The 26,358-nt window shown below is 38.3% G+C and carries 20 protein-coding genes, 1 tRNA gene and 7 pseudogenes; 15 read left to right on the forward strand and 13 right to left on the reverse strand.

Going from position 1 to position 26,358, the window contains the following annotated elements:
* The first annotated feature begins 44 nt into the window (after positions 1–44).
* Complete coding sequence (locus ACLKMH_RS23515) at positions 45–560, forward strand: HAD family hydrolase (protein ID WP_413700182.1); 516 nt, start codon at positions 45–47, stop codon at positions 558–560.
* 438 nt (positions 561–998) lie between these two features.
* Positions 999–1,199 (forward strand): hypothetical protein, encoded by a 201-nt coding sequence (locus tag ACLKMH_RS23520; protein ID WP_413700183.1) that lies wholly within the window; start codon positions 999–1,001, stop codon positions 1,197–1,199.
* A 675-nt stretch (positions 1,200–1,874) separates the two neighbouring features.
* Here ACLKMH_RS23520 and ACLKMH_RS23525 read toward each other — a convergent pair.
* Positions 1,875–1,959, reverse strand: a tRNA-Leu gene (locus ACLKMH_RS23525).
* Positions 1,960–2,138: 179 nt separating this feature from the next.
* On the opposite strand from ACLKMH_RS23525, the gene ACLKMH_RS23530 reads away from it, so the two are divergent.
* The gene (locus tag ACLKMH_RS23530) at positions 2,139–2,702 is read left to right on the forward strand and encodes an RDD family protein (RefSeq protein WP_413700184.1); all 564 of its coding nucleotides are present in this window, start codon (positions 2,139–2,141) and stop codon (positions 2,700–2,702) included.
* A gap of 100 nt (positions 2,703–2,802) precedes the next feature.
* Here the strand turns inward: ACLKMH_RS23530 and lptG are convergent, their stop codons facing one another.
* From lptG to ACLKMH_RS23555, 5 genes are read right to left on the reverse strand one after another with little or no spacing between them, the layout of a single operon-like run.
* The gene (gene lptG, locus ACLKMH_RS23535; RefSeq protein WP_413700185.1) at positions 2,803–3,735 is read right to left on the reverse strand and encodes an LPS export ABC transporter permease LptG; all 933 of its coding nucleotides are present in this window, start codon (positions 3,733–3,735) and stop codon (positions 2,803–2,805) included.
* Positions 3,689–3,871 carry a hypothetical protein gene (locus ACLKMH_RS23540; RefSeq protein WP_413700186.1) on the reverse strand — a complete coding sequence of 61 codons (183 nt, stop codon included), beginning with the start codon at positions 3,869–3,871 and terminating at the stop codon, positions 3,689–3,691. The genes lptG and ACLKMH_RS23540 overlap by 47 nt, the downstream gene beginning before the upstream one ends.
* Positions 3,868–4,227, reverse strand: coding sequence for an LptF/LptG family permease (locus ACLKMH_RS23545; RefSeq protein WP_413702458.1), 360 nt, complete (start codon positions 4,225–4,227; stop codon positions 3,868–3,870). The genes ACLKMH_RS23540 and ACLKMH_RS23545 overlap by 4 nt, the downstream gene beginning before the upstream one ends.
* Positions 4,140–4,409 (reverse strand): hypothetical protein, encoded by a 270-nt coding sequence (locus tag ACLKMH_RS23550; protein ID WP_413700187.1) that lies wholly within the window; start codon positions 4,407–4,409, stop codon positions 4,140–4,142. Before ACLKMH_RS23550 ends, ACLKMH_RS23545 begins: the two co-directional genes overlap by 88 nt.
* Entirely contained in the window at positions 4,403–4,969 is a 567-nt protein-coding gene (locus ACLKMH_RS23555) for an LptF/LptG family permease (RefSeq protein ID WP_413700188.1), read from the reverse strand. The genes ACLKMH_RS23550 and ACLKMH_RS23555 overlap by 7 nt, the downstream gene beginning before the upstream one ends.
* A gap of 286 nt (positions 4,970–5,255) precedes the next feature.
* Between ACLKMH_RS23555 and pepA the strand changes: the two are divergent.
* From pepA to ACLKMH_RS23585, 6 genes and pseudogenes are all read left to right on the forward strand, one after another.
* Positions 5,256–6,764 (forward strand): annotated as a pseudogene (gene pepA / locus ACLKMH_RS23560) (leucyl aminopeptidase).
* Between the two features lie 6 nt (positions 6,765–6,770).
* Positions 6,771–7,334 (forward strand): DNA polymerase III subunit chi, encoded by a 564-nt coding sequence (locus ACLKMH_RS23565; RefSeq protein ID WP_413700189.1) that lies wholly within the window; start codon positions 6,771–6,773, stop codon positions 7,332–7,334.
* Positions 7,334–10,198, forward strand: coding sequence for a valine--tRNA ligase (locus ACLKMH_RS23570; protein ID WP_413700190.1), 2,865 nt, complete (start codon positions 7,334–7,336; stop codon positions 10,196–10,198). The genes ACLKMH_RS23565 and ACLKMH_RS23570 overlap by 1 nt, the downstream gene beginning before the upstream one ends.
* A gap of 262 nt (positions 10,199–10,460) precedes the next feature.
* A complete protein-coding gene (locus ACLKMH_RS23575) occupies positions 10,461–10,718 on the forward strand; it encodes a hypothetical protein (protein WP_413700191.1) in 258 nt (85 codons plus the stop codon).
* On the forward strand, positions 10,708–11,010 hold the full coding sequence (locus ACLKMH_RS23580; RefSeq protein ID WP_413702459.1) for a polysaccharide lyase family 7 protein: 303 nt from the start codon (positions 10,708–10,710) through the stop codon (positions 11,008–11,010). Before ACLKMH_RS23575 ends, ACLKMH_RS23580 begins: the two co-directional genes overlap by 11 nt.
* Before the next feature lie 40 nt (positions 11,011–11,050).
* Positions 11,051–11,563, forward strand: a pseudogene (locus ACLKMH_RS23585) (polysaccharide lyase family 7 protein); the annotation flags it as partial.
* 403 nt (positions 11,564–11,966) lie between these two features.
* On the opposite strand, the pseudogene ACLKMH_RS23590 reads toward ACLKMH_RS23585, so the two are convergent.
* Positions 11,967–13,482, reverse strand: a pseudogene (locus tag ACLKMH_RS23590) (YifB family Mg chelatase-like AAA ATPase).
* A 220-nt stretch (positions 13,483–13,702) separates the two neighbouring features.
* On the opposite strand from ACLKMH_RS23590, the pseudogene ilvG reads away from it, so the two are divergent.
* The 3 genes and pseudogenes from ilvG (at position 13,703) to ilvD (ending at position 17,574) form a co-directional block, all read left to right on the forward strand.
* Positions 13,703–15,354 (forward strand): annotated as a pseudogene (gene ilvG, locus ACLKMH_RS23595) (acetolactate synthase 2 catalytic subunit).
* Positions 15,351–15,608 (forward strand): acetolactate synthase 2 small subunit, encoded by a 258-nt coding sequence (gene ilvM, locus ACLKMH_RS23600; RefSeq protein WP_413700192.1) that lies wholly within the window; start codon positions 15,351–15,353, stop codon positions 15,606–15,608. Before ilvG ends, ilvM begins: the two are co-directional and overlap by 4 nt.
* 126 nt (positions 15,609–15,734) lie before the next feature.
* Positions 15,735–17,574, forward strand: a pseudogene (ilvD, locus tag ACLKMH_RS23605) (dihydroxy-acid dehydratase).
* Positions 17,575–17,680: 106 nt separating this feature from the next.
* Here ilvD and ACLKMH_RS23610 read toward each other — a convergent pair.
* Entirely contained in the window at positions 17,681–18,688 is a 1,008-nt protein-coding gene (locus tag ACLKMH_RS23610; protein ID WP_413700193.1) for a DUF2860 family protein, read from the reverse strand.
* Positions 18,689–18,785: 97 nt separating this feature from the next.
* Positions 18,786–20,789 carry a transketolase gene (gene tkt, locus ACLKMH_RS23615; RefSeq protein WP_413700194.1) on the reverse strand — a complete coding sequence of 668 codons (2,004 nt, stop codon included), beginning with the start codon at positions 20,787–20,789 and terminating at the stop codon, positions 18,786–18,788.
* 154 nt (positions 20,790–20,943) lie between these two features.
* Between tkt and ACLKMH_RS23620 the strand changes: the two are divergent.
* Positions 20,944–22,202 (forward strand): annotated as a pseudogene (locus ACLKMH_RS23620) (chloride channel protein).
* A gap of 56 nt (positions 22,203–22,258) precedes the next feature.
* Here ACLKMH_RS23620 and ACLKMH_RS23625 read toward each other — a convergent pair.
* From ACLKMH_RS23625 to ACLKMH_RS23640, 4 genes are all read right to left on the reverse strand, one after another.
* A complete protein-coding gene (locus tag ACLKMH_RS23625) occupies positions 22,259–22,609 on the reverse strand; it encodes a DUF6572 domain-containing protein (RefSeq protein ID WP_413700195.1) in 351 nt (116 codons plus the stop codon).
* 96 nt (positions 22,610–22,705) lie between these two features.
* Entirely contained in the window at positions 22,706–22,945 is a 240-nt protein-coding gene (locus ACLKMH_RS23630; RefSeq protein ID WP_413700196.1) for a rhodanese-like domain-containing protein, read from the reverse strand.
* A 129-nt stretch (positions 22,946–23,074) separates the two neighbouring features.
* Positions 23,075–23,428 carry a glycosyltransferase gene (locus ACLKMH_RS23635; RefSeq protein WP_413700197.1) on the reverse strand — a complete coding sequence of 118 codons (354 nt, stop codon included), beginning with the start codon at positions 23,426–23,428 and terminating at the stop codon, positions 23,075–23,077.
* A 7-nt stretch (positions 23,429–23,435) separates the two neighbouring features.
* Positions 23,436–24,161 carry a glycosyltransferase gene (locus tag ACLKMH_RS23640; protein WP_413700198.1) on the reverse strand — a complete coding sequence of 242 codons (726 nt, stop codon included), beginning with the start codon at positions 24,159–24,161 and terminating at the stop codon, positions 23,436–23,438.
* Positions 24,162–24,371: 210 nt separating this feature from the next.
* On the opposite strand from ACLKMH_RS23640, the pseudogene rfaD reads away from it, so the two are divergent.
* A pseudogene (rfaD, locus tag ACLKMH_RS23645) lies at positions 24,372–25,323 on the forward strand (ADP-glyceromanno-heptose 6-epimerase).
* A gap of 1 nt (position 25,324) precedes the next feature.
* Complete coding sequence (gene waaF / locus ACLKMH_RS23650) at positions 25,325–26,356, forward strand: lipopolysaccharide heptosyltransferase II (RefSeq protein ID WP_413700199.1); 1,032 nt, start codon at positions 25,325–25,327, stop codon at positions 26,354–26,356.
* Positions 26,357–26,358 lie beyond the last annotated feature (2 nt).

Consider the following 26,358-nt stretch of genomic DNA (forward strand, 5'->3'; position numbering starts at 1 on the left):
TATTTTAATATAGCAGTTCTGCGCTACACACTATGGAGTCCCAAATGAATATATTATTTGATCTAGATGACACACTCCATGATAAAAAAGCTAGCCTTCGTAATTATGCGTTATCAATATGGGATAATAATTCTTCGTGTATTGAATCAGATCAAAACAGCTTTGTGAGTGCGTTTATTAATGAAAATTCAATCATTCAGCCTAAAGTAGATGTATTTAAAAACCTTAGTTTAAAATTCCACATTTCTAAAAATGTGTCTGATCGCCTTTTAAATGAGTTTGATAGTACCTTTCATGAATTTGCAGTACCTTTCTCAAATGCATCAGCAGTTCTAAAGTTTTCGAAGGACGCAGATGTTAATATTGCTTGTGTAACTAATGGTAGAGACTTTTTTCAAAAGAATAAAATATCAGCCTTAGGGTTTAGCCCATATTTCGATGTTCTGATTACTTCGGGTGGCTTTGGTGTCAAGAAACCTGACCACTCAATATTTTTAGAAAGCTTGAGGCTACTGGGTTCAGATAACGATTTCACTTGCTTTTGTGGTGATAGTCTATAAGCAGATATAGTACCAGCTAACGAATTAGGATTTACGACAATCTGGAAGTCGAAAGAAAAATCAGGTTTACCTAATTACATCTTTGATGACTTTAGTGATTTCTATAATATATGGCAAAGAATCGTAGCAGAAAACGCATAACAAGCGCATCAAATCTGACATCTCACATTGTCCAATTTTTTGCTTAAAAGAAAATCTAAAAATAATTTTCTATTGAATCCTAGATGAATGTAAATTATTGTGTTTTTTTATTTTCATTAAGCAGTCTCAGTAAGAGATGCTATAACCTCATTAAAAGGAATTTATGAGCACATTATTAATCATTGGTGGTGTCATCTTAGGCCTTATATTTTTAGCCTTTGTTGGTGTCGTGGTTTACCTTTCAAAGAAGGGAAAAATCAGCCTCCATCATTTGGCCTTGTTGAAGAAAAATATTATGTGTGTAGCAAACACAAGTTACTAGATGGTGGCTTTTTTGGAAAAGGACCAAAACTAAAATTTCCCGTCGAAGATTCTGGTTTATTTTGCCCACGCGATGAATGGGAAGAAATTAATAAAAAGAAATTCAAAAAGCTTGCCACCAAATGGTATGGAAAGGATTGGACCTCTGAGGTTGATTTTTGGAAGAAATCTAATTAAATCCATAAAACATCAAGAGAAATTATTAGTGTCAGATATTTCATTTTGAATTATCAGTATTCAACCATCACTTCTTTCGCATACCTTGGGTATAGAGATTTTGAATCCGCTTAAAAAAAGTAAAAAGCCCTAAATCATTTTTGACTTAGAGCTTTTTAGATTTGGTATCGCTGGACGAACTTGAACCATCTCTTCTTTCCCATTCCTAGATATATAGAGATCTTGAATCCACTTAAAAGCAAAAATATAAGATACAAAAAAGCCAATGCTTATTTTCATAAGCATTGGCTTTTCATTGTTTGGTACCGCTGGACGAACTTGAACCATCACTTCTTTCGCATACTTTGGGTATAGAGATTTTGAATTCGCTTAAAAAAGTAAAAGGCCCAAATCATTTCTGACTTAGAGCTTTTTAGATTTGGTACCGCTGGACGGACTTAAACCATCACTTCTTTCGCATACTTTGGGTATAGAGATTTTGAATGTTTCAAAAGTCCAACCATCAGATACAAAAAAGCCTTGCATGAGCAAGGCTTTTTTGTTTGTTTGGTACCGCTGGACGGACTTAAACCATCACTTCTTTCGCATTCCTTGGGTATAGAGATTTTGAATGTTTCAAAAGTCTAACCATCAGACACAAAAAAGCCCTGCATGAGCAAGGCTTTTTTGTTTGTTTGGTACCGCTGGACGGACTTGAACCGTCACTTCTTTCGAAATCGGATTTTGAATCCGACGTGTCTACCAATTCCACCACAACGGCATTTGGTTAGCTAAAAAGTAGCTGACTAATTTGTGAAACTGATTATACTCATCGGCAAGCGACAAACAAGCATTTTTAAATGCTTTGTGATTAACCGCTTAAAAAGCCACCGTTAATCACAACTTATCATTTCTAAGCAACCTGATACACTATCGGCTTCTAATTTCAAAGGAATCAATATGGATACGTCTAATCAAATTAAAAACCCTAAACTGGCTCTCCAGGAGAAATACCAAGGGTGTCCCCGAGCAAATTTATTTAAACGATTAGGTGCTTATATTTATGATCTATTTGCACTAGTTGCAGTATTGATGCTGTCTGTAATTGTAGCGATTTTAGTAGTTATGCTGTCTGACAAAGTGGGTTTAATTGATCTTACCGCTTATCAAGATGTGGCTGATTACCTTAGCCAAAGCAATGTGTTTGTTGCTTACTTAGTGTTTATCATTGTTGCTTTTTATGCTTATTTTTGGACAAAGGGCGGACAAACTATTGGTATGAAAGCTTGGCGTTTAAGAGTACAAAATAGTGATGGTAGCAATATCAGCTTTACTCAATCATTAATTCGTATGGCAACTTCAGCCTTTGGCTTAGGGAACCTTTTAGTACTTTTTCGTGGTCGTAATGCTTTTCAAGACCTGTGGGCAGAATGTGAAGTGATTGTATTAACTAAAGAGCTAAGTAACTGGAAAGGCTTTAAAGGTATGGGTTTTATGGACGAAGATAAAAAAATAAAGTGCTAGGCTTTAAAGCCGTAAAGCCGTAAAGCCGTAAAGCTGGAAAGCTATATAGCCTATAGCCTTTCCGCCTTATAGCCTTATAGCCTTATAGCCTTAATAATTTCTAGCTTTGCCTTCTTAATAAATAAACTGCAACACAAAGCACCAAAATACTTGGTAATATCGCCCCTAATATTGGTGGTAAGCCAAACACTAAACTGGCAGGTCCGAATAACTCACCTGAAACGTGGAAAGTAAAACCACTGGCGATACCAAAAATCAAACGCGTCCCCATTGCAACTGAGCGTAATCCGCCAAAGATAAATGAGACAGAAAGTAACATCATTACAATAACCGTAAAGGGTAAAACGGCCTTACGCCAGAAGGTTAACCAATAACGGCTAGCATCCTGTTCATTAACTTCTAAATAATTAATATAGTTATAAACATCTCGCATCGACATTTTTTCTGGATCACTTAACACAACTTCTAATTTTTTTGGCGTTAGTTCGGTTTTCCAAAAGAATTCATCAATGTGCATAATTTGTGTTTTGTTATCAGAGAACTGTGTTTTACTGATATTTGTTAATATCCATTCACCTTCTTCATAGATCCCTTTTCTGGCAAATAAAGCTTTCTCTAATTGCATCTCTTTATCGAAAAAATACAATTGAATATCAAATAAATCGGCTTGGTTATTCATCCGACCAATACTAATAAATGCATCGCCATCTTTAACCCAGACGCCATATTTATTACTGACCTGTTGCTCACCTCTTCGAGCTTGGTCACGCATTGCATAGGCTTCTTTGTCTGTTTCTGGTGCAACAAATTCGCCTAAAAACATAACGGCAAACACCATAGGTATCGCGGTTTTTAATACAGCGCCAGCAATACGTAATTTAGACAGTCCAGTCGCTTGCATAACAACTAATTCACTACTACTTGCTAAGCTACCTAAACCAATTAATGCGCCAATTAAGGCGACCATCGGGAAAAAAGTGGCTATTTCAACGGGCATTTTTAAGATAACAAAATAAGCGACGATCCCAAACATCGTAAGTCCCTTGACCAACATTTTTCATCTGCTCTACAAACTTAATAATGCTACTTAAGCCAATCAGTACAAACAAACTTAAAAAGGTCGATGCAAAAATGGTTTTACCAATATAACGATCAATAATTCCCATCATTTTATGAACCCACCGTTATCTTTTTTTGCTTTTTTAGCAGATGAAAATTTTCCAAGCGTTTGCATGTGCAACAAAATACCAAAAACTAAAAATGCCAATTGTACAATCCAAATTGTTATTGCAGGGATGGTACCTTCTTCAATCAAACTTCTTGAGGTGCTTAATAACAGGAAGAAGGTTAAATATAAGGCTAAGGCAGGTAATAATTTTGCATATCGACCTTGACGAGGATTTACCTTTGCCATTGGCACTGCAATAAATGTCACCATTAAAATCGATAATGGAATAGCAAATCGCCAATGTAACTCGGCTTGATAATTAGGATTATTGACTGAAAATAATTGCTCAGTTGGCAGTGCATCAACACCACGTTTTTTTGTTCTACTTCCCTATTAGCAATATGTACTTCAAAGCGTTCAAATTTACTATTATCAAATTCTGATTGCCCAACAATACCTGCGTAACGTTGACCTTTATCTAAGGTTAACCAAGTGCCATCAACTTTATTCTCAACACGACCTGTTAGTGATGTTAACACCGACGGGACGCCCTCTCCTTCCTGAGGCCAATGGGCAGAAAAACACGCTCTAATTGTTGGTCACCTTTATATTGTTCGACATAAACAACACCACCATTATCTGATGTTTTATGAAAACGTCCCTCGATTAAAGTAGCAGTACCCGCATCAGACTCGGCATTTTCAATCACACTAATCATTTCATCTTCGGCTAATGGAGCAAGGTATAAGCTATTAAAGGAAGCAAAAGTAAAAGTCAGTAAGGATAAAATAAAGGTCGCTTTTAATACTTTATTCGGACTATAACCACAGGAGGTCATTGCGACCATTTCACTTTCACCATGTAACCTTCCATGAGCAAAAAGCACTGCCAAATAGAAACTAATGGGTAACATTAATGTTCCCAGCGTTGGTAAATTCAAATACAGCAAGGTAAGAACAAGATTTGCAGGTATTACACCATCGATTGCTAAACTAAGAATGCTAATAAACTTTTGACTTACAAAAATAAGTATTAAAACAAATAAAATACCTAGTTGGCTTTTAAATGTTTCTAGCATGAGGTAACGAAGAAGTATCACCCTGTTCTCCAGTCTGAAATTAGAGTTATGAAAATAGTGGATTAAGCAAGTAATTACGGTAAAATTGCTGTTTCTAGTATTTAAGTATAATTGTTGCATTGTAACGACTCAAACTTACAAAAAACAGATAAGTTTTTTGTAAGTTTGTAAGTCATCGCTCAAGACAGAGCATTTACAGGTGAAAACACCATAAAATAACAAAAGTAACAAACAGCATCACGGTTATTGGATCTTATAAAAGATAGCATCATTAACCAAAAATAAATTCACTGCATTAAGGATAAATATGGAATTTCTTGTAAAAAGCGGCAGTCCTGAAAAACAACGCAGTGCATGCATTGTTGTAGGTGTTTTTGAACCACGTCGTCTATCACACGCGACCGAATTACTTGACGAAATTAGTAATGGCTATTTAACTTCTCTACTTCGCCGTGGCGACATTGAAGGTAAAGTCGGGCAAGTACTTTTTTACACAATGTACCAAACGTCCCAAGTGAACGCGTATTATTAGTTGGCTGTGGTAAAGAACGTGAGCTAACGGAAACACAATACAAGCAAATCATTGCTAAAACGATTTCAACATTAAATGATACCGGCTCCTTAGAGGCAATTTGTTTCCTATCGGAATTACACATTAAAGGTCGCGATAGTTATTGGGCTGTACGTCAAGCGGTGGAATCGGCGCAAGATTCGTTATACAGCTTTGATCAGTTTAAAACAAACAAAGACAATACACGTCGCCCATTACGAAAATTAACTTTTAATGTGCCAAGTCGTAAAGAGTTACCACGTGCAGAATTAGCATTACAACATGCAATTGCAGTAGCATCAGGCTCAAAAAGCTGTAAAGACTTAGCAAATATGCCACCAAATATCTGCACGCCATTATATCTTGCAGAGCAAGCTCAGACACTTGCAGAGAGTTTTGATAAAATCACCACTGAAATTATCGACACGAAGCAAATGACTGAACTTAAAATGAACAGTTATTTGGCGGTTGCACAGGGTTCAGCAAATCCAGCTTACATGTCTATCATGCATTATAACGGTGGCGAAGCAGATCAGAAACCAATTGTATTAGTTGGTAAAGGGTTAACATTTGACTCGGGTGGTATTTCATTAAAACCAGGCGCAGGCATGGATGAAATGAAATATGACATGGGTGGTGCGACTTCTGTGTTTGGCACAATGAAAGCGCTCGCTGAATTGGATTTACCGATTAATGTTATTGGTATTTTAGCGGGCGCAGAAAATATGCCTTCTAGTAAAGCATATCGTCCAGGTGACATTTTAACGACTATGTCTGGTCAAACCGTTGAAGTGTTAAACACTGATGCTGAAGGACGTTTAGTACTTTGTGATGTGCTTACTTATGTTGAGCGCTTTGAACCTGAGTGCGTAGTTGATATTGCAACCCTTACTGGGGCTTGTATCATGGCATTAGGCCATAATATTTGTGCAATGTTAAGCCCACATAAAGGCTTAGCACATGAATTGATTAACGCATCAAATCAGTCAAGTGATAAAGCGTGGCAATTACCACTGGATGAAGAATTCCAAAAGCGACTTGATAGCCCCTTTGCTGATATGGCAAATATTGGTGGTCGACCAGCAGGTACCATTACTGCAAGCTTGCTTCTTGTCTCGTTACACTAAAAAATATAACTGGGCACATTTAGATGTGGCAGGCACAGCTTGGCGTCCAGCTGGTGCAAATAAGGGTTCAACAGGCCGACCTGTTCCTTTATTAACTCAATTTTTAATTAATCGCAGTGAAAATGAACAAGGCGAATAGTTTTTAATGAGCAAAGTGACTTTTTATATTCTCGGTGACAATAACACTGAACAGAATACTCATAATAACTCTCTACCAGATTCAGTGCCTGCCCACTTTATGCAGGCCTGTATTGTGGCGACTTTTTATTATCAACAGAATAGAAAAGTATTTATTTATACCGATAATCAGCAAGATGCATTTACGGTTGATGAAACACTTTGGCAATTTGATGGGGATAGTTTTGTCCCCCATAACCTATTGGGTGAAGGGCCAAGATTTGGCACTCCCGTTGAGATAAGCTGGATGCCTCCTACGCACCCTCGCCCAATATTAATAAATTTAAGTTTACATTTGCCTGATTTTACCAATAATTTTCAACAAATTATTGATTTTGTTCCTAATGATGAACAATTGAAAATGGCGACTCGCGCTCGTTATAGTGCCTACAGAAAGCTTGGGCATACACTAACGACCGAGAATATTAACACTGCGACTCTTTCATCGGATAGTGATTCAGCGAATAAGCAACAAGCATCTGATAGCGCTAATGAAAGTTCACATTCAAATAACCAAACAGAAGATAAGTAATGGAAAAGACATATAACCCAAGTGCCATCGAGCAAAAAAACTACCAAACCTGGGAAGAAAAAGGTTATTTCAAACCTCACGGTGACACGGATAAAGACAGTTACTGCATCATGATCCCACCGCCAAACGTTACCGGTAGTTTGCACATGGGTCATGCTTTCCAAGATACTATTATGGATACTTTGATCCGTTACCAGCGTATGCAGGGAAAAAATACGCTTTGGCAAATGGGAACTGACCATGCGGGTATCGCGACACAAATGGTTGTTGAACGTAAATTATTCGCAGAAACAGGGCAAACTCGCAAAGAATTAGGCCGTGAAACCTTTATCGATAAGATTTGGGAATGGAAGGCAGAATCAGGTGGTAATATCTCCAAACAAATGCGTCGCTTAGGCACATCGGTTGATTGGGAACGTGAACGTTTCACTATGGATGATGGTTTATCTGAAGCGGTTAAAAAAGTATTTGTCGACTTATATAATGATGATCTTATTTATCGTGGTAAACGTTTAGTTAACTGGGACCCTAAGTTACAAACTGCTATCTCTGATTTAGAAGTTGAAAACAAAGACATTAAAGGTTCGATGTGGCATTTCCGTTACCCACTAGCAAACGGAGCCGTTACAGCTGAAGGTAAAAATTACCTTGTGGTTGCTACAACACGCCCAGAAACAGTTTTAGGTGATACCGCTGTTGCTGTTAATCCTGAAGATCCGCGTTATAAAGATCTTATCGGCCAGCATATTATACTGCCTTTTGTGGATCGTAAAATTCCAATTATTGGCGATGAACATGCGGATATGGAAAAAGGCACTGGCTGTGTAAAAATCACACCGGCACATGACTTTAACGACTACGAAGTTGGTAAACGTAATCAACTGCCAATGATTAATGTATTAACCTTTGAAGCGAAAATTCGTACTGAATCTGAAGTCTTTAACAGCAATGGTGAAAAGAGCGAAGATTACAGCACTGCTTTGCCAGAAATGTTCCAAGGTTTAACGCGTGAAGATGCACGTAAATTAGTGGTTTCTGAACTTGAAACTTTAGGTCTCTTAGATGAAATCAAACCTCATGATTTAACCGTTCCTTATGGTGATCGTGGTGGTGTTATCATTGAACCAATGTTGACAGATCAATGGTATGTGCGTGTTGCACCGCTTGCGAAAACAGCCACTGAAGCCGTTGCAAATGGTGATATTAAGTTCGTGCCTCAACAATACGAAAACATGTATAACGCATGGATGAATGATGTACAGGACTGGTGTATTTCTCGTCAACTATGGTGGGGGCATCGTATCCCAGCTTGGTACGATGAATCAGGTAAAGTTTATGTAGGTCACGATGAAGCTGTCGTGCGTAAAGAAAATAATTTAGATGACTCAGTAGTTTTAACACAGGATGACGATGTATTAGATACTTGGTTCTCATCTGGTCTGTGGACATTCTCAACCTTAGGTTGGCCACAGCAAACACTAGATCTTAAAACCTTCCATTCTACTGATGTATTAGTAACGGGTTTTGATATTATCTTCTTCTGGGTTGCACGTATGATCATGATGACCATGCACTTCATGAAAGACGAAAATGGCAAACCACAGGTTCCCTTTAAAACGGTTTACGTTACTGGGCTTATTCGTGATGAAAATGGCGATAAAATGTCTAAATCTAAAGGTAATGTATTAGATCCTTTAGATATGATCGACGGTATCGACTTAGAAAGCTTGGTTGAAAAACGCTGTGGCAACATGATGCAACCACAACTTGCCAAGAAAATTGAAAAGCAAACACGTAAAGCCTTTGCAAGTGGTATCGAAGCACATGGTACTGATGCATTACGTTTCACCTTAGCGACAATGGCTTCAACTGGTCGTGATATTAATTGGGATATGAATCGCCTTGAAGGTTACCGTAATTTCTGTAATAAGCTTTGGAATGCAAGCCGTTATGTATTAATGAGCTCAGAGGAAAATCCATCTGGCTTTGGAGCTGATGCAGGCAATGAAATGCGACTTAGCCTTGCAGATCGTTGGATTCAAGGTCAACTGCAAAATACTATCAAAGAATATACCCATGCTTTAGATACATTCCGTTTCGATTTAGCCGCTAATATTCTTTATGAATTCACTTGGAGTCAATTCTGTGGTTGGTACTTAGAATTAACTAAACCAATTCTATTTAAAGGCACAGAAGCAGAGCAACGTGGTACTCGACATACTTTAATCACAGTACTTGAAACTTTATTGCGTTTAGCACATCCAATGATGCCATTTATGACTGAAGAAATTTGGCAACGTGTTAAAGCAATCACAGGTTTAGGTGGCGATAGCATCATGCTTGAAAGCTTCCCGCAATTTGATGAGAAACTTAACGATCAACAAGCAGTGAAGGATCTTGAATGGGTTAAACAGGTTGTTGTTGCGATTCGTAACATCCGTGGTGAAATGGATATTAGCCCTAAAACTCCACTTAACCTGTTAACTAAAAATGCCTCTGAAGATGATCAACGACGCTTCAGCGAGAACGACGCTTTCCTAGGTGCATTAGCAAATTTAGAGTCTGTGACGATTGTTGCAAGTGGCGAAGAGACACCAGTTTCTGCAACAGCATTAGTTGGTAAACTAGAGTTGTTAATTCCAATGGCTGGTTTAATTGATGTCGATGCAGAACTAGCTCGTTTGGCTAAGCAATTAGAGAAAGCTAATAAAGAGTTAGCAAAAATATCAGGCAAATTGAGCAATGAACGTTTTGTTAGTAACGCCCCTGAAGCAGTTATCGCAAAAGAGCGTGATAAACAGGCTGAACTACAAAGCACTTGCGATAAATTGAATGAGCAGATTGAAACTATCAAAGCACTTTAAGTTATCTAAAAGTACTAAAAGTTATTAATAAAATGGCTACTTCGGTAGCCATTTTTGATCCTATTATAAAATCTTATTATTCCTAGTTGCTCTATGCTTTGTTTATGTGAGCCACTCCTTGTTTCTATAAATGAGATTGCTAATCATTCCATAAAAGCTTAAGAGTCTAATAAAGATCACAACTAATAATACAATAACACTTAAAATACCTACACTTAAAATATTTGCGACTTAAATATATCAATAGGAATAGGTGCTTTACATGAAAAAAATTTATCTTAGTGGTTTAATTGCTTCATTACTGTTTGGTTGTGCAACAAATGATTCTGATGTCGCTCCCACAAATACCGTCGCTGAAAAACCTATGATTGTAAAACCGCTTGTAAAGCCAGCTAAAGCAACTCCCATTCCTTTAAATGCAAATACCCTAGCATTAGTTGCAAAACTAGATGTTAATAAATCACCTAACGAAAACTTTGATTCTATCAAATTGGAAAATCAATTTGCCTATGGAGGATGATAAGCCATCTCGAGCTGGTAAAGTGATGGAAATTTCTAAGCAACAACTTAATGAAAAACCTTTCTCACATCCAGATTGGTTCTATACCGATCCTAAAACCGGTGCAATGGTGTTTGTCACGCCAAACAAAGCAATGACTACACCAAACAGCAAAAATGCGCGTAGCGAATTACGTGCAATGCTTGCCGAAAAATATAATGCCCCCGCTAATAACTTTACGATTGCATCAACCACTAATGCCAGCGAATACGGTTCAATCGGTGGACAATTAGCAAGCAACCTTATCCGTTGATTGGGTAAGTACTAGCGGTAACGATGAAAAAACCGGTGCATTTTCAACTGTGATTGGTCAAATTCATGGCTCTGATAATGAGCCGCTAAAAATTGTTTATCGTAAACTACCTGGGCATGAACATGGTTCACTGACTTGGAACTACGAAATTAATGCTTCAAAAGCATCGGGCAACTATAAGCATCGTACCGATATTCGAACCAATGTATTTGGCCACTACAAATTATTAAATACAGATGCTGATCCAATCGACGGCATTAAATTAGGCGAAGTGTTCTCTTACGATGTCAATATTGTAGGCGATATCATGAACCTAACCTTTAAGAAAAATATCGGAGAAGCTAAGGAAGTAGTTAAAAAATTCTCGATGAATTTAGTCGCTGGTAAATACCAAGGTAAAGAGTACGATGAAGGTTACGCAAATGATTATATGTATTTCAAAGCAGGTAACTATAATCAGTGTAATGTAGGCTCTTCACAATGTACTAACAATGGATTTGACGCTGGAGATTATGCGCAGATTAGTTTTTATCAATTAGATTTAAACCAATAAAACTTTGCTAACTACGTTGAAAAATTCTATTTAACTACTCAATAAAAGCCCTTTAATGGAAATAAATTAAAGGGCTTTTAGGGCCTGTTGATCTTTGCCGTTTAAATTTTGTTCACCACAAGGCGTTTTGATCGAGGCGGACAAAGTGACGCCTAGTCATCTAAGCGAATTTTGTCCAACAAAAAGCAAAGCATCTTTTGACTTTGCATTGCGTACTGTTTGACGTAGTCAAAAAGAGCAAGAGCATAACGTTTTGTGGTGAACCCGAAGGGCAACGTTTGCTGACTATTTCTACTGCGTTTTCGCTTATTCATGTGGAACAACTACACATCATAAGCTCAGCCTTGTATAAAAAGCCAGCAACTCGTTGCAAAAATAAACTTGAAAGATCAACAGACCCTAGTTAAGAAACACTTTTTAATAACCTATCCATCGCTCTGTAATTTAACGACTCTAAAAGATGTGCTCTTTGTATGTTTTCACTGCCAGCTAAATCAGCAATACTACGCGCTACCTTTAATAAGCTATGCCAAGCCCTAATCGACAATCCCATTTTATTAATCGCTTCTTCTAAAAATAATGCATCTTGTTCAGTCAAACGACAAAACTGCCCGACTTCTTGGGTCGATAAATTATGATTTAACTTACCTTGACGAAGTGTTTGTTTCTCTCTTGCTTTTAACACTCGTAATTTAATTTCTGCACTTGTTTCACTTTGTTGCTTTTGACCTGTTTGCGAAGTGGCTAGTAAACCTTTAGGTAACAGAGGCACCATAATAGATAGAGAAAAACGATCTAGAAAGGGCCCGGATAAACGCCCTAAATAACGTAATACTTGATCTGGCGTACTGCGCCTTAAATCACCACTAATATGTCCACAGGGGCTTGGATTCATAGCACCAATTAATTGGAAGTTAGCGGGAAAGGTAACTTGATTCGCGACTCTTGAAATAGTAACTTCATTAGTTTCTAAGGGCTGACGCAAACTATCTAAAACGGCACGAGGAAATTCTGGTAATTCATCTAAAAATAGCACACCTCGATGTGATAGCGATATTTCTCCGGGTTTAGGTTTTCCACCGCCTCCAACCAGCGCAACCGAAGAAGCAGAATGATGTGGTGACCGATAGGGTGGCTGATACCAATCATCTCTATCCTTGCCACAAACAGAATAAATAGCGACGGTTTGTAAAGCATGTTCTTCACACAGTGACGGTAATAAAGACATAAAACGTTCTGCTAACATACTCTTTCCAGTACCTGGTGGCCCGACTAAAAGTAAATTATGATTGCCAGTCGCGGCTATTTCTAAAACGCGTTTTGCTTGCTCTTGCCCTAATACATCACTCATATCAGGTTGCTGTTTTATAATAGGTTTGCTTTGCGCTTCTGCAATAGGAAGGTTTTGTACACCTTGAAAAAAAGCACAAACATCGGTTAAATTATTAGCCACTAATGCTTGCACACCGGTCAAAGCAGTTTCATGTTGATTACCAGTACAAACAATCACCCCTCTTTTGTCTTTTTTGGCAGCCTAAAACACAGGGAATAATGCCATCAACGGCACGTAATTCTCCTGCTAATGAAAGCTCGGCAAAACATTCAAACTGTTGGCTTTTATCCGTATTAAGTTGCTCCGATGCCATTAAGATTGCTAATGCAATGGCTAAGTCGAAGCGCCCTCCTTCCTTGGCAAGATTAGCTGGTGCGAGATTAACGGTGATTTTTTTATTAAAGGGAAATTTAAAATTGCTGTTGGTGATTGCACTTCGGACACGTTCTTTGGCTTCTTTAACAGATGTTTCAGGTAGACCTACTAATGAAAAGCTTGGTAAACCTGTGCTTAGATGAACTTCAACTAGTACTTCTGGCGCATCCACTCCTGAAAGCGCGCGACAATAAAGTGAAGCTAATGCCATAGTGATCCCTTTAACTCGATAAAAAGTATTTCAAGTATATACCTGTTATCAAATAAGTAAAAAAATCATCAACAAGCATGAATTATTATTGTTCAAAAATGGGACAAAAATTGAAAAAGTCCGCTTTTTTTGCTATAAAGACACACTTTTTTAATTATGAAGCACCTCCTTTTATGCTAAACAGCTACAAAACTGCCTCACTCAACTTAGGGAAAAACCAATGAACGGTGCTAACTTTGTTGTTCAAGCGTTGAAACAACATCAAATTACCCAGGTATTTGGATATCCCGGTGGTGCGATAATGCCACTCTACGATGCCCTATACGATGGTGGCGTTGAACATCTTCTTTGTCGACATGAACAAGGCGCCGCCATGGCGACTATTGGTTATGCTCGCTCAACGGGTAAAGTTGGTGTTTGCATTGCAACCTCTGGCCCAGGTGCAACAAACCTAATAACAGGCCTAGCCGATGCATTGATGGATTCTATTCCTATTGTTGCCATTACCGGCCAAGTCGCGAGTAACCTAATCGGTACCGATGCATTCCAGGAAATAGATGTATTAGGGTTATCACTTGCTTGTACCAAGCATAGTTTTATGGTCAAAAGTGCGGATCAATTAGGCCCTATTTTTGAACAGGCCTTCGAACTGGCTCAATCAGGTCGACCAGGCCCTGTGTTAATTGACATTCCAAAAGATATCCAACTTGGTGATGCGATTAAATACGCACCTATTCATGCCACGCCTAGTTCTGCAGTCATTGATCAAACAAAATTACAAAAAGCATTAGCAATGATAAATGCGACCAAGCAACCTCTTTTATATGTTGGTGGTGGTGTAGGCATGGCTAATGCCGTTCCAGCCCTGCGTGAATTTATCAAACAATCAAAAATTCCAAGTGTCTGTACCTTAAAAGCAATTGGTGCGATTGAACATGATTCACAGTATTTTATGGGTATGGTTGGCATGCATGGTAGCAAAGCCTCTAATCTGGCGATCCAAGAGTGTGATCTATTAATTGCTGTTGGCGCTAGATTTGATGATCGCGTCACGGGTAAATTAGATGAATTTGCACAAAAAGCGAAGGTGATCCATCTTGATATTGACGCGACTGAAATAGATAAATTACGTTGTGTTGAACTCGCAATGACTGATGATTTGAAGGAATTACTTCCCTTCTTGAAGTTAAGTCCCATGCTCATACTCATGAGTGGCGCCAAAAAGCATTAAAAATGAAGGAAGATTTTGCTAATCGTTATGATCATCCAGGTGAAGCAATATATGCACCTGCAATGTTACGTCAATTAGCAGAAATGCAACCTCGTGATACCGTTATTTGTACCGATGTTGGTCAACACCAAATGTGGGTTGCTCAACATATGTTTGTAGATAGACCAGAGAATCATATTTCCAGTTCTGGTTTAGGTACGATGGGATTTGGTATTCCAGCAACTGTTGGTGCACAGGTTGCTCGACCAGATGATATGGTTATTGCCGTCTCCGGTGATGGTTCATTTATGATGAATGTTCAGGAATTAGGCACAATTAAACGCCGTAAACTGCCAGTAAAAATATTGCTTATTGATAACCAACGATTAGGTATGGTTCGTCAATGGCAAAAACTGTTTTTTGATGGTCGTTACAGCGAAACAATCCTCACGGATAACCCTGATTTTGTCACATTAGCGAGTGCATTCGATATCCCAGGTGAAACGATTGTGGTTAAATCACAATTAAAGGATGCGTTAACCCGTTTACTTGAAAGTAACGGCCCTTACCTACTGCATGTTTCCATCTCTGAGGAAGAAAATGTGTGGCCACTAGTGCCACCAGGTGCGCCAAACGATGAAATGATGGAGAGTGTACAATGAAGTCCTTATTAATCATTCAAGGGCAAAACAGCCCAGAGCTTTTAGAGCGACTTTTACGTGTCGCTCGTCACCGAGGTTTTACTGTACAAAGCCTCGAGGCAGAGACCTCTGAGAATGAACAAGAGTTACATTTAACGCTGAGCGTAAATAGCGATAGAGACATTAGCTTATTAACTAAACAACTTGAGAAAGTATTTGGCATTGTAAAAGTTGCCACCTTAAATCAAGAGGCAATGGTTAAAGCCAGCGCGTAAGATATGGTTGTTAATAACAAGGTTATCTGCTTAAATCAGATAACATATTTAATTCAAACAAAAAATTCGGGTTAGTCACTTTAACAACGACTTATACCAATAAAAATAATATTAAAGGAACTGAAGATGCCACAATATCGTTCAAAAACTTCAACACATGGCCGTAATATGGCTGGTGCTCGTGCGCTTTGGCGTGCAACTGGCGTAAAAGATGATGACTTCGGAAAGCCAATCATTGCAATTGCAAACTCATTTACACAATTTGTACCAGGCCATGTTCATCTTAAGGACATGGGACAATTAGTTGCTCGCGAAGTAGAAAAAGCCGGTGGTATTGCTAAAGAATTTAATACCATTGCGATTGATGATGGTATCGCGATGGGTCACTCAGGTATGCTGTATAGCTTACCATCACGTGATTTAATCGCCGACTCGATTGAATACATGGTTAATGCCCACTGTGCTGATGCAATTGTTTGTATTTCAAACTGTGACAAAATCACTCCAGGAATGTTAATGGCGTCTCTACGCTTAAATGTGCCAGTGATTTTTGTATCAGGTGGTCCAATGGAAGCGGGCAAAACCAAACTTTCCGAGCAAATCATCAAACTAGATCTTGTTGATGCAATGGTAATGGGTCCTGATAAAAATGTATCAGATGAAGATCTTTCAAAGGTTGAGCGTAGCGCTTGTCCGACATGTGGTTCATGTTCAGGTATGTTTACAGCAAACTCAATGAACTGTTTAACAGAGGCATTAGGTTTATCACTTCCTGGCAATGGTTCAATGTTAGCAACACATGCTGACCGTGAGAACCTATTCCTAGAAGCGGGTCGTCGTATTGTTGAAATTACTAAACGTCACTACGAACAAGATGATTACTCTGTATTACCACGCTCAATTGCTAACCGTGGTGCTTTTGAAAATGCAATGGCGCTAGATATTGCAATGGGTGGTTCAACCAATACAATTCTACATTTATTAGCCTGTGCACAGGAAGCTGAATTAGACTTTACTATGGCAGATATGGATGAGATGTCTCGTCGTATTCCTCAACTATGTAAAGTTGCTCCTTCTACCCCAGAGTATCATATGGAAGATGTTCATCGCGCAGGTGGTGTGATGGCAATTTTAGGTGAGCTAGACAGAGCTGGTTTATTAAACAGTGAAATTCCGACCATTCTTAGCCCAAGCATGAAAGAAGCGACTTGCACATTACGATATTATGCAAACTAAAGATCAAGCAATTATTGATTTCTATCGTGCCGGCCCAGCGGGTATCCGTACAGTAAAAGCCTTTAGCCAATCTTGTCGTTGGGACACAGTAGATAATGACCGTGTAGGTGGTTGTGTACGTTCAATTGACAACTCTTTCAGTACTGAAGGTGGCTTGGCAGTTCTATTTGGTAATATGGCCATTGATGGTGCTGTTGTTAAAACCGCAGGTGTAGATGACGATAACCTTACATTTACTGGTCCAGCAAAAATTTACGAAAGCCAAGATGATGCTGTTGAAGCAATCTTAGGTGGTAAAGTAGTAGAAGGCGACGTGGTTGTTATTCGTTACGAAGGCCCACAGGGTGGTCCGGGCATGCAAGAAATGCTTTACCCAACTAGTTACCTTAAATCGATGGGATTAGGCAAAAAATGTGCTTTAATCACCGATGGACGTTTCTCTGGTGGTACTTCTGGTCTTTCAATTGGTCATGTATCTCCTGAAGCGGTGACCGGTGGTGTGGTAGGTTTAATCGAGAATGGCGACATTATCGATATCAACATCCCAACACGTCAAATGAACCTAAAAGTATCCGATGAAGTACTTGCTGAGCGTCGTGTTAAACAAGATGCTATTGGTTGGAAACCTGTAAACCGTGACCGTCCAATTTCAGCGGCGTTAAAAGTGTATGCTTCAATGGCAACATCAGCAGACAAAGGTGCCGTACGAGACCTTAGCAAGCTGAAGTAAGTTGGAAGGCTGGAAAGCTTGAAGGCTGGAAAGCTTGAAGATAATAAACTAGAAGCCAGTGTCGTTAATTCGACACTGGCTTTTTTATGTCTAAAATTTGTCTTAATTAAAAAGTGTAAGTCATACCTGTCGATACAATAAATCCTGATTCATCAAAAAAAGTAATATCAGAGTCTTTCTGGCTATAGCCTGCCATCAAAGTAAAGGTCAATGGTTTATAATTAAATGGCTGTGCATAGCTATAAATGGAAGATATTCCTATATTAATAGAGTCTTGCTTCATATCAAAAATAGGGTTTTCTTGCTTATATAAGGTGCTTCCAAGGCTCACATTAGTGATTGAAGTATGTCTACCACTAAAAATAAGAAAGCCTAATTTCAGATTATAATCATCATAGCTAATCGCCTCACCATCAGCGAGACGCGTTGTATATTGAAGGTTAGGTTTGAAGAATACCTTTGTTTGATTATTTATAAAAATAGGCAACATGGTTTCTACTGCTACTCGGTGAAATTGACTATCACGTTGTAAATCTTGTTGTTCCTGTAGCGTCAGGCTGGAATAACTTTGCCCACTTTGATCATCTTCAATTCTTGTTAACGCAAAGCCATACTTTAAGGTGATAGGACCACCAGCAATACCTGAAAACTCAACCCTTAATGCATGTGTATCGATATCGGTTTCTTGTCTGGACTGGCCAACAACATAAGGGTCTTGCCAAGTTTCATTAAACAAAGGCAACTGTGGCGAATAAGCGAAGGTTAATTTACTTTTATTGTCCAGCTCTTGGCTAACTCCTAACTCATAGGAGAAAGGAGAAAAAGAGATTTGCTCTCTACTTGCCCCTAAGAAAAACTCAGTTTTTAAATCTTTACTGAGGTATTTCGCCTCGGGTAGCGGAAAAACAATAACATCATTGCTAGTCTCGGCTTCATTATATAAATCACTCATTGTTTCATTATCATCTGTGACAGAAATATTCGATTGGCCACTCACATAGGCACTATTTAAGCTCAGTGAGAACTGCCATCCAGCTTCAGATTTAAAATCCTGAGCATAAACGAGTGAGGTAGATAAGCGACCTAATAGTAATGATGAAAATATCGTTTTCATTTTATTCCCCCAGCAATGATAGCGTAATAATTTTCCTATCATACAGGCATAAAAAAACCGCGACTAGCGCGGTTTTTAATAACGACTTAGCAAAAAATTACAAAGCGTTAGCTGTATCCACAACATTTTTAACAGTGAAACCAAACATTTCAAATAATTGATCTGCAGGTGCAGACTCACCAAAGGTATTCATACCAATGACAGCGCCGTTTAAGCCAACATACTTGTACCAGTAATCAGCAATACCCGCTTCAATAGCAACACGTTTAGTCACGCTTGCAGGTAATACAGATTCTTTGTATTCAGCTGATTGAACTTCAAACTGCTCAGTACATGGAATTGAAACAACACGTACTGCTTTACCTTGCGCTGTTAATTCAGTCGCGACTTGAACTGCAAGCTCAACTTCAGAACCTGTTGCAATTAGAATGATTTCAGCAGGTGTTGCTGAATCAACTAATACATAACCACCCTTGGCAACGTCAGCTAATTGTTGCGCATCACGAGCTTGAGGTTTTAAGTTTTGACGGCTGAAAATTAATGAGCTTGGCGCTTCAAATGATTCAATAGCAAATTTCCAAGCAACCGCTGACTCAACAGAGTCACATGGACGCCATGTGTTCATGTTTGGTGTTAGACGTAGGCTAGCAATTTGTTCAACAGGTTGATGCGTTGGACCATCTTCGCCTAAACCAATTGAGTCATGTGTAAACACTTGAATTGAACGTTGCTTCATCAATGCAGACATACGTAGTGCGTTACGTGCGTATTCCATAAACATTAAGAAAGTCGCGCCATAAGGTGCAAAACCTTTATGTAATGCAATACCGTTAATGATAGCGACCATCGCGAATTCACGTACACCGTAGTGGATGTAGTTACCAGATGCATCATCAGCAGTAATTGCTTTTGTACCAGACCACATTGTTAGGTTAGATGGTGCTAAATCAGCTGAACCACCTAATAGCTCTGGTAACATAGCACCAAAGGCTTCAATACAGTTTTGTGATGCTTTACGTGTTGCAATATTTGCTTGGCTTGCTTGAAGCTCTGTGATGTAAGCTGAAGATTTCTCTTCCCAATCTGCTGGTAATTGATTGCTTACACGACGCTTGTATTCAGCGGCTAATTCAGGGTAAGCATTTGCGTATGCGACGAATTTCTCATCCCAAGAAAGTTCTGCTTGTTGTCCCTGTGACTTAGCATCCCAACCTGCATAAATATGCTCAGGAACTTCAAAGTCGCCGTAGTTCCAGCCTAATGCTTTACGTGTTGCGATGATTTCATCTGCACCTAGTGGAGCACCGTGACAATCGTGTGTTCCTTGTTTTGCAGGAGAACCAAAACCAATAATTGTTTTACAACAAATCATAGTTGGTTTAGTAGTTTCAGCACGAGCGGCGATAATAGTCGCTTTAATTTCTTCTGGATTATGTCCATCAACAGAAAGAACCTGCCAGCCGTAAGACTCGAAACGCTTAGGAGTATCGTCAGTGAACCAACCTTCTACTTCACCATCGATAGAGATACCATTGTCATCCCAGAATGCAATTAGTTTACCAAGACCTAAAGTGCCAGCTAATGAACAGGCTTCATGCGAAATACCTTCCATTAAACAACCATCACCTAAGAAAGTATATGTGTAGTGATCAACAATCTCGTGACCTTCTTTATTAAAAGAAGCCGCTAGAGATTTTTCAGCAATAGCCATACCAACAGCATTAGTGATACCTTGACCTAATGGACCAGTCGTTGTTTCAATACCTGGTGCATAACCATATTCTGGATGACCCGGTGTTTTTGAGTGTAGTTGACGGAAATCTTTAATATCATTAATTGAAAGATCGTAACCAGTCAGATGTAATAAAGAATAAATAAGCATCGAGCCATGGCCGTTAGATAAAATAAAACGGTCACGATCTGCCCACTCTGGGTTTGTTGGGTTGTGCTTTAAAAAATCAGTCCACAACACTTGAGCAATGTCAGCCATTCCCATTGGTGCGCCTGGATGACCTGAATTAGATTTCTGAATGGCATCCATGCTTAAAGCACGAATCGCGTTAGCTAACTCTTGTCGTGAAGGGGTCGAACTAGAAGACATAAAACTCTCCGATTGAGGGTTGGTTGTTGAAATAACAATAATTGCGCGCGATTATCCCAAAATAAGGGGGCAAGATGCAACGTTAAAGTGAAACTTTGCGCACATATTTTGATAAAAATTCAATCAATCTTGCCATGCAACCTATATTTATATAATGAGACATCATTATTACACCATTAACAAGTTATTACCCTTAGTTATCGCAAGCAGTTGTTTAAGCGTAGCGAGTGTATATGCGTTTCGTTATATTGCCTACCACCCTCTCTATCAACAAATATCTCAGTTCTCTTATCCGTTTGTGCCTGCACTTATTGCAACGCCAATTTTAATATTTTTATTCTATTTTTTTGCCCAACATTTAAAATCGGGATTACCCCATGTTGTCTTGGAGTTTCATATTGGTTTAGGAAAGTTACCTTTAGCAAACTTTGTCTTTCAATTTACTAGCGCAACTATCACCTTAGTAATGGGTTTTGCGATTGGGGCAATTGGACCTGCCGTTCATATAGGCGCAAGCAGTGCGAACTTAGTGGGGCAATTCTTTCAAGTCCAATCCTATGCATTACGAATTTTAACTGCTTGTGGGGCAAGTGTTGCTATCACCATTATGTTAGACACACCTCTAATGGCTATTTTATTCACCTATGAAACCATTATTCGGCAATTTCGTTGGCGTACTTTGACCTTAGTCTCAGCCTCCACTTTATTTGCGCAGTGGTTCGCACATGAAATGGGCATTGCCCCTCTTCATATCGAAGTACAAGACTTTGCATTATCAAGCGTATTATTGACACAACTATTAATATTTGGACTACTTTGTGGTTTAGTTTCTGCTTTATTCCTCAATGGTATTGATTATTTAACAAAAACAATCCGTATTGCTTACTGGAAAAAAATTATTATAGCAGGCCTTATTACCGCATTTTTTGCATCATTTTCGCCTGCTACTGTTGGATTAGGCCACCAATTATTACATTCTTTATTTTACGAAGAACAAGTTATAAACCTTTTATTGTTATGGTTTTTGTTCGTTTCGTTAGCTCCATGGCTGTCATTGCTTTAGCTATTCCAGGAGGCGCATTAGGCCCCAGTCTTATTATCGGGGCATTATTTGGGGCTATTTTCAGTCAGTGTTTATCAATAGAGGCAGGTCAATTGTTTGTGATTATTGGTATGGGGGCGATTTTAGGATCTGTATTGCATGTTCCACTGGCAGGTATATTATTTGTATTAGAAAGCACTAATGATTTGTCCTTATTAGTGCCTTGCTTAATCACCTCTTACGTGGCTTTTTATTGTCACCGTCGTTATAGCCGTCATAATAATTTAGTTGAGTTATTATTATTTAGGCAAAACGTGACTTTGCGTGATAGTCCTTCTTTGAAGAAAAAACGCTTATCATCGCCATTATAACTTTAAGGCTTTAAGGCTTTAAGGCTTTAAGGCTTTAAGCACCCATGATAATCCAGTTAAGATTGTTGCTCTGCATAACCCGATTCTTTATTTGGGCCAAAAACAAACACAATGCCTTTATCAAATAAGATTTGCATCGTTTTATCAAAAAAAGCAATGGCTTCATCACTAGGCATGTGTTTTAGAATTAGTTCGATAGCAATATCACAGTCTTGACTCTCAGGCATAGCCTTAAGTAATTCTCCAGACTCAATAAAATGCAAATAAGTATTTATTTTTTCTTGTAAGGTAAATAAATGTACATTTTTATCATCCCAAAGCAAGGGGTCTATGATGCTCAAAAATACTCTTTTTGCTTCTTTATCTAATCCTATCGCATCAATGCTATCTGTCTCAACAACGCTCATTTTTAACCTTATTTTTTAATTTATTGATCATCAGGATGTACTAGACGCCAGTCAGTAAAACCGCCATCCACACTGTATACATCATTATACCCTTGCTCACAAAGATACTGTGCAGACACCTTTACTGCTATTGCCATGATAACAAATCACAAAAACAGTGGTATCAACATCAACTTCTTCCATAAAATTCGCAATTGTCGCATTGGTTAAATGATAAGATCCTGCCACATGATCCGTTTCAAAGGAATGCTCATCTCGTATATCCACTAACTGGATTTTTTCATTTTCAATGCGTGCTCTAGCATCTTTGACATTGATTAACTTAAAAGCTGACATTTTCTTCCCTTTATAATAAATAGGATGTGAATTTAACAAATAAAAACAAAACTCTGCAACATTTCATTTACACAATAAGCTGAGTATTCTGTCAAAATAAGAATACAAAGCTCCTTACAAGCTTCAAATTTAATTCATTAAGTTTAATAATTTTTCCTGGAATAATAAGAACTGCTGTGTCTTTTCAAATTGTTTTAATGCTTTTTTACGACCTTTTGTAGCAAGCTTATTCTTCAACTCACTTGAAAAGTCTATTAGCTCAACCTGTTTAGCAAGATCCTGCGCATCAAAGGCATTAAATAATAATCCATCCTCAAGATGTTCTATTATTTCAGGTACACCGCCAGAATTTGAACCAATTGCAACCACCTCTGCCATCATTGCTTCAATCATAATCAAACCAAAGGTTTCACATTCTGTTGTTAACACCACTGCATCCATTGCTTGAATAAGCACAGGGATATCATCTCGATGATCAAACACCTTCACCTTAAGCTGGTGGTTCTTCAATATATTGCTCTAGTTGTTTTACATAGTCAGGCGCATCTGAACCACCAGCTATGACGCCTGCAACATCAACACCTTTGTCTTTTAATATTTTTAACGCCTCTAAAAAGACATGCTGACCTTTTTCATGTTGTAGGCGAGCTACATTCGCTAACCATAAACCTTGATGCTCAGGAAAAATCTCCTCTTTTAGGGCAGTTAACTGTTCAGGATCACTAGGTTCAATAACGGCTGTACCTAAATTAATTTTATGAATCTTTTCAGAATCTAGTGATAGGTTTTCCGTGGCCTGAGATTTCATCCACTCGGTGATCACAAAGAATGCATCTACCTGACGATATAACCAACGATGATAAATATCTCGTTTTTTACCTGGTAAAGACATGTGACGAGTATGTGCAATTTTAAACGGGTAATGACAAATTGATTTTACTAACGCAATTAATGGTAAATCTTTTTTATCATGAATATGAACAACATCTATTTCCTTGTTAGCAATAAACTTTGATAATTTAGTTGCCTGCCATATTTTACGATTACTTAATTGCACATCACTTTCCATGCGATTTGCTAAGGGGCTATCAGTTTTAGTAGCAACAAATATGCGATCATCATTTGATGATGATTGTTCTAACCACACAGAAAAATCTCTAAAATGTAGCTCTAAGCCACCTAAGGAATTTGATAAACAAAGCTCTAAAATATTCATATAAAATCCACAATAGTTAAGGTAAACACCTATTTAAAGTTATACCCTAACGACTTTAAATAATTGCATGGTATGATAATAACAATTTTTATACCATTTCGTTCAATAAAGTAGGCAGAATTTAAAATACAATTATTCTGCAAATTTAAACAATATGGTAATAGCATTAAACTCCCATATTAATTTATATTCCCCGTGAAGAGGTAAAATATGTTTATAGTCACTGGTGGTGCTGGTTTTATCGGCGACAATATCGTCAAATCCCTTAATGACCGTGGTATCACAGACATTCTTGTTGTTGATGACCTCACTGACGGTACAAAATTCGTCAATCTGGTTGATTTACAAATCATGGATTACATGGATCAAGATGATTTTATTTCACAAATCGTTTCAGGACAGGATTTTGGTGATATAGAAGCGATTTTCCATGAAGGTGCTTGTTCTGCTACGACTGAGTGGAATGGTAAATACATGATGGAAAATAACTACGAGTACTCTAAGGATTTACTGCATTACTGCCTAGAGCGTGATATTCCATTTTTATATGCTTCTTCAGCGGCAACTTATGGTGGCAACGACACCTTTAAAGAAGAACTGAAATACGAAAAACCACTAAATGTATATGGCTACTCAAAATTCCAATTCGATCAATATGTACGTCGAATTTGGGAAGATGCTAAAGCACATGGTGAGAAATTATCACAAATCGTTGGATTCCGTTACTTTAATGTTTATGGCCCACGTGAACAACATAAAGGTAGCATGGCAAGTGTCGCTTTCCATCTTAATAATCAATTAAATGCCGGAGAAAATGCAAAGCTTTTCGAAGGAGAACATAAACGAGATTTTGTTTATGTGGGTGATGTTTGTAAAGTAAACCTATGGTTTTTTGATAATAAGGTTTCAGGTATTTTTAACTTAGGAACAGGACAAGCAGAATCATTCCTAGAGGTAGGTAAAGCGACCGTTAAATATCATAACGAAACAAAAGGTCTAAATGCAGAAATTGAGCGCATCACCTTCCCAGAGCATTTAAAAGGTCGTTACCAAAGCTTTACCGAAGCAGATTTAACCAACCTTCGCGCAGACTGGTTATAAAGAAGAATTTACCAGTGTTGCACAGGGAACCGCTGAATACATGGCATGGTTAAATAAATAATATGAAAATTTTAGTTATCGGTCCTTCATGGGTTGGCGATATGGTGATGTCGCAATGCTTATATAAGTTATTAAAACAACGCTATCCAGAAGCACAACTTGATGTGCTAGCACCAAACTGGTGTAGTGCGCTATTGTCACGCATGCCTGAGGTCGATAACGCACTGACTATGCCTATTGGTCATGGTTCAATGCAACTTTCTTTACGCTATAAAATAGGTAAAGAACTAGCCGGGATTTATGATTGGGCAATCATTCAGCCCAATTCATTTAAATCGGCTTTTATCCCTTTATTTGCTGGCATTAAAAAACGCACAGCATGGAAAGGTGAATCTCGTTATTTTATTATTAATGATTTACGAAGCAATCGTGATAATTTCCCATTAATGATTGAGCGTTATGGTGCCCTTGCCTTTGATAAAAAGGACATGGTAAATAACAAAGCATTACCTAAAATCCCTTATCCTTCTTTAACTGTTAATGAAACACAACGTCAACAAGCGATCAATAAACTACAGTTATCTTTAGATAAAAAAATTCTTGGTTTGTGTCCAGGAGCTGAATTTGGACCAGCGAAACGTTGGCCTGATAGTTATTACGCACAGGTTGCTCAGGAACGTATTGAAGCAGGTTGGCAAGTTTGGATTTTTGGTGGTGAAAAAGATCAGCAAGTTGGTGAGTTAATTCGCAGTCAGATATCAGAAAACCTGCAGTCTCAGTGTATCAACCTAGCAGGTAAAACTAGTTTATCTGAAGCCGTTGATCTACTCTCTTTGCCACAGGTTGTGGTCAGTAACGACTCAGGTTTAATGCATATTGCGGCGACTCATAATCGTCCTCTTGTGGCTATTTACGGCTCAAGCTCACCTAAATATACCCCGCCTTTATGTGACCATGTGCAATCTCTTTATACCGATATTGAATGCCGTCCTTGTTTTAAAAAACAATGTAAATTTGGACATATCAAATGTTTAACAGAAATATTACCAATGCGTGTCATTAGTTCTATCAAATTATTAATGGCAGAAAAATAAAG

The sequence above is a fragment of the Psychromonas sp. KJ10-10 genome, assembly GCF_047323245.1.
In the GTDB taxonomy this organism is placed as follows: domain Bacteria; phylum Pseudomonadota; class Gammaproteobacteria; order Enterobacterales; family Psychromonadaceae; genus Psychromonas.

What these genes read in the sequence shown, in the direction of transcription:
- ACLKMH_RS23515 (WP_413700182.1), top strand. Translation starts at nt 45, where the DNA reads ATGAATATATTATTTGATCTAGATGACACACTCCATGATAAAAAAGCT.
- ACLKMH_RS23530 (WP_413700184.1), top strand. Translation starts at nt 2,139, where the DNA reads ATGGATACGTCTAATCAAATTAAAAACCCTAAACTGGCTCTCCAGGAG.
- lptG (WP_413700185.1), bottom strand. Translation starts at nt 3,735, where the DNA reads ATGTTTGGGATCGTCGCTTATTTTGTTATCTTAAAAATGCCCGTTGAA.
- ACLKMH_RS23540 (WP_413700186.1), bottom strand. Translation starts at nt 3,871, where the DNA reads ATGATGGGAATTATTGATCGTTATATTGGTAAAACCATTTTTGCATCG.
- ACLKMH_RS23565 (WP_413700189.1), top strand. Translation starts at nt 6,771, where the DNA reads ATGAGCAAAGTGACTTTTTATATTCTCGGTGACAATAACACTGAACAG.
- ACLKMH_RS23570 (WP_413700190.1), top strand. Translation starts at nt 7,334, where the DNA reads ATGGAAAAGACATATAACCCAAGTGCCATCGAGCAAAAAAACTACCAA.
- ACLKMH_RS23575 (WP_413700191.1), top strand. Translation starts at nt 10,461, where the DNA reads ATGAAAAAAATTTATCTTAGTGGTTTAATTGCTTCATTACTGTTTGGT.
- ACLKMH_RS23580 (WP_413702459.1), top strand. Translation starts at nt 10,708, where the DNA reads ATGGAGGATGATAAGCCATCTCGAGCTGGTAAAGTGATGGAAATTTCT.
- ilvM (WP_413700192.1), top strand. Translation starts at nt 15,351, where the DNA reads ATGAAGTCCTTATTAATCATTCAAGGGCAAAACAGCCCAGAGCTTTTA.
- ACLKMH_RS23610 (WP_413700193.1), bottom strand. Translation starts at nt 18,688, where the DNA reads ATGAAAACGATATTTTCATCATTACTATTAGGTCGCTTATCTACCTCA.
- tkt (WP_413700194.1), bottom strand. Translation starts at nt 20,789, where the DNA reads ATGTCTTCTAGTTCGACCCCTTCACGACAAGAGTTAGCTAACGCGATT.
- ACLKMH_RS23625 (WP_413700195.1), bottom strand. Translation starts at nt 22,609, where the DNA reads ATGAGCGTTGTTGAGACAGATAGCATTGATGCGATAGGATTAGATAAA.
- ACLKMH_RS23630 (WP_413700196.1), bottom strand. Translation starts at nt 22,945, where the DNA reads ATGTCAGCTTTTAAGTTAATCAATGTCAAAGATGCTAGAGCACGCATT.
- ACLKMH_RS23640 (WP_413700198.1), bottom strand. Translation starts at nt 24,161, where the DNA reads ATGAATATTTTAGAGCTTTGTTTATCAAATTCCTTAGGTGGCTTAGAG.
- waaF (WP_413700199.1), top strand. Translation starts at nt 25,325, where the DNA reads ATGAAAATTTTAGTTATCGGTCCTTCATGGGTTGGCGATATGGTGATG.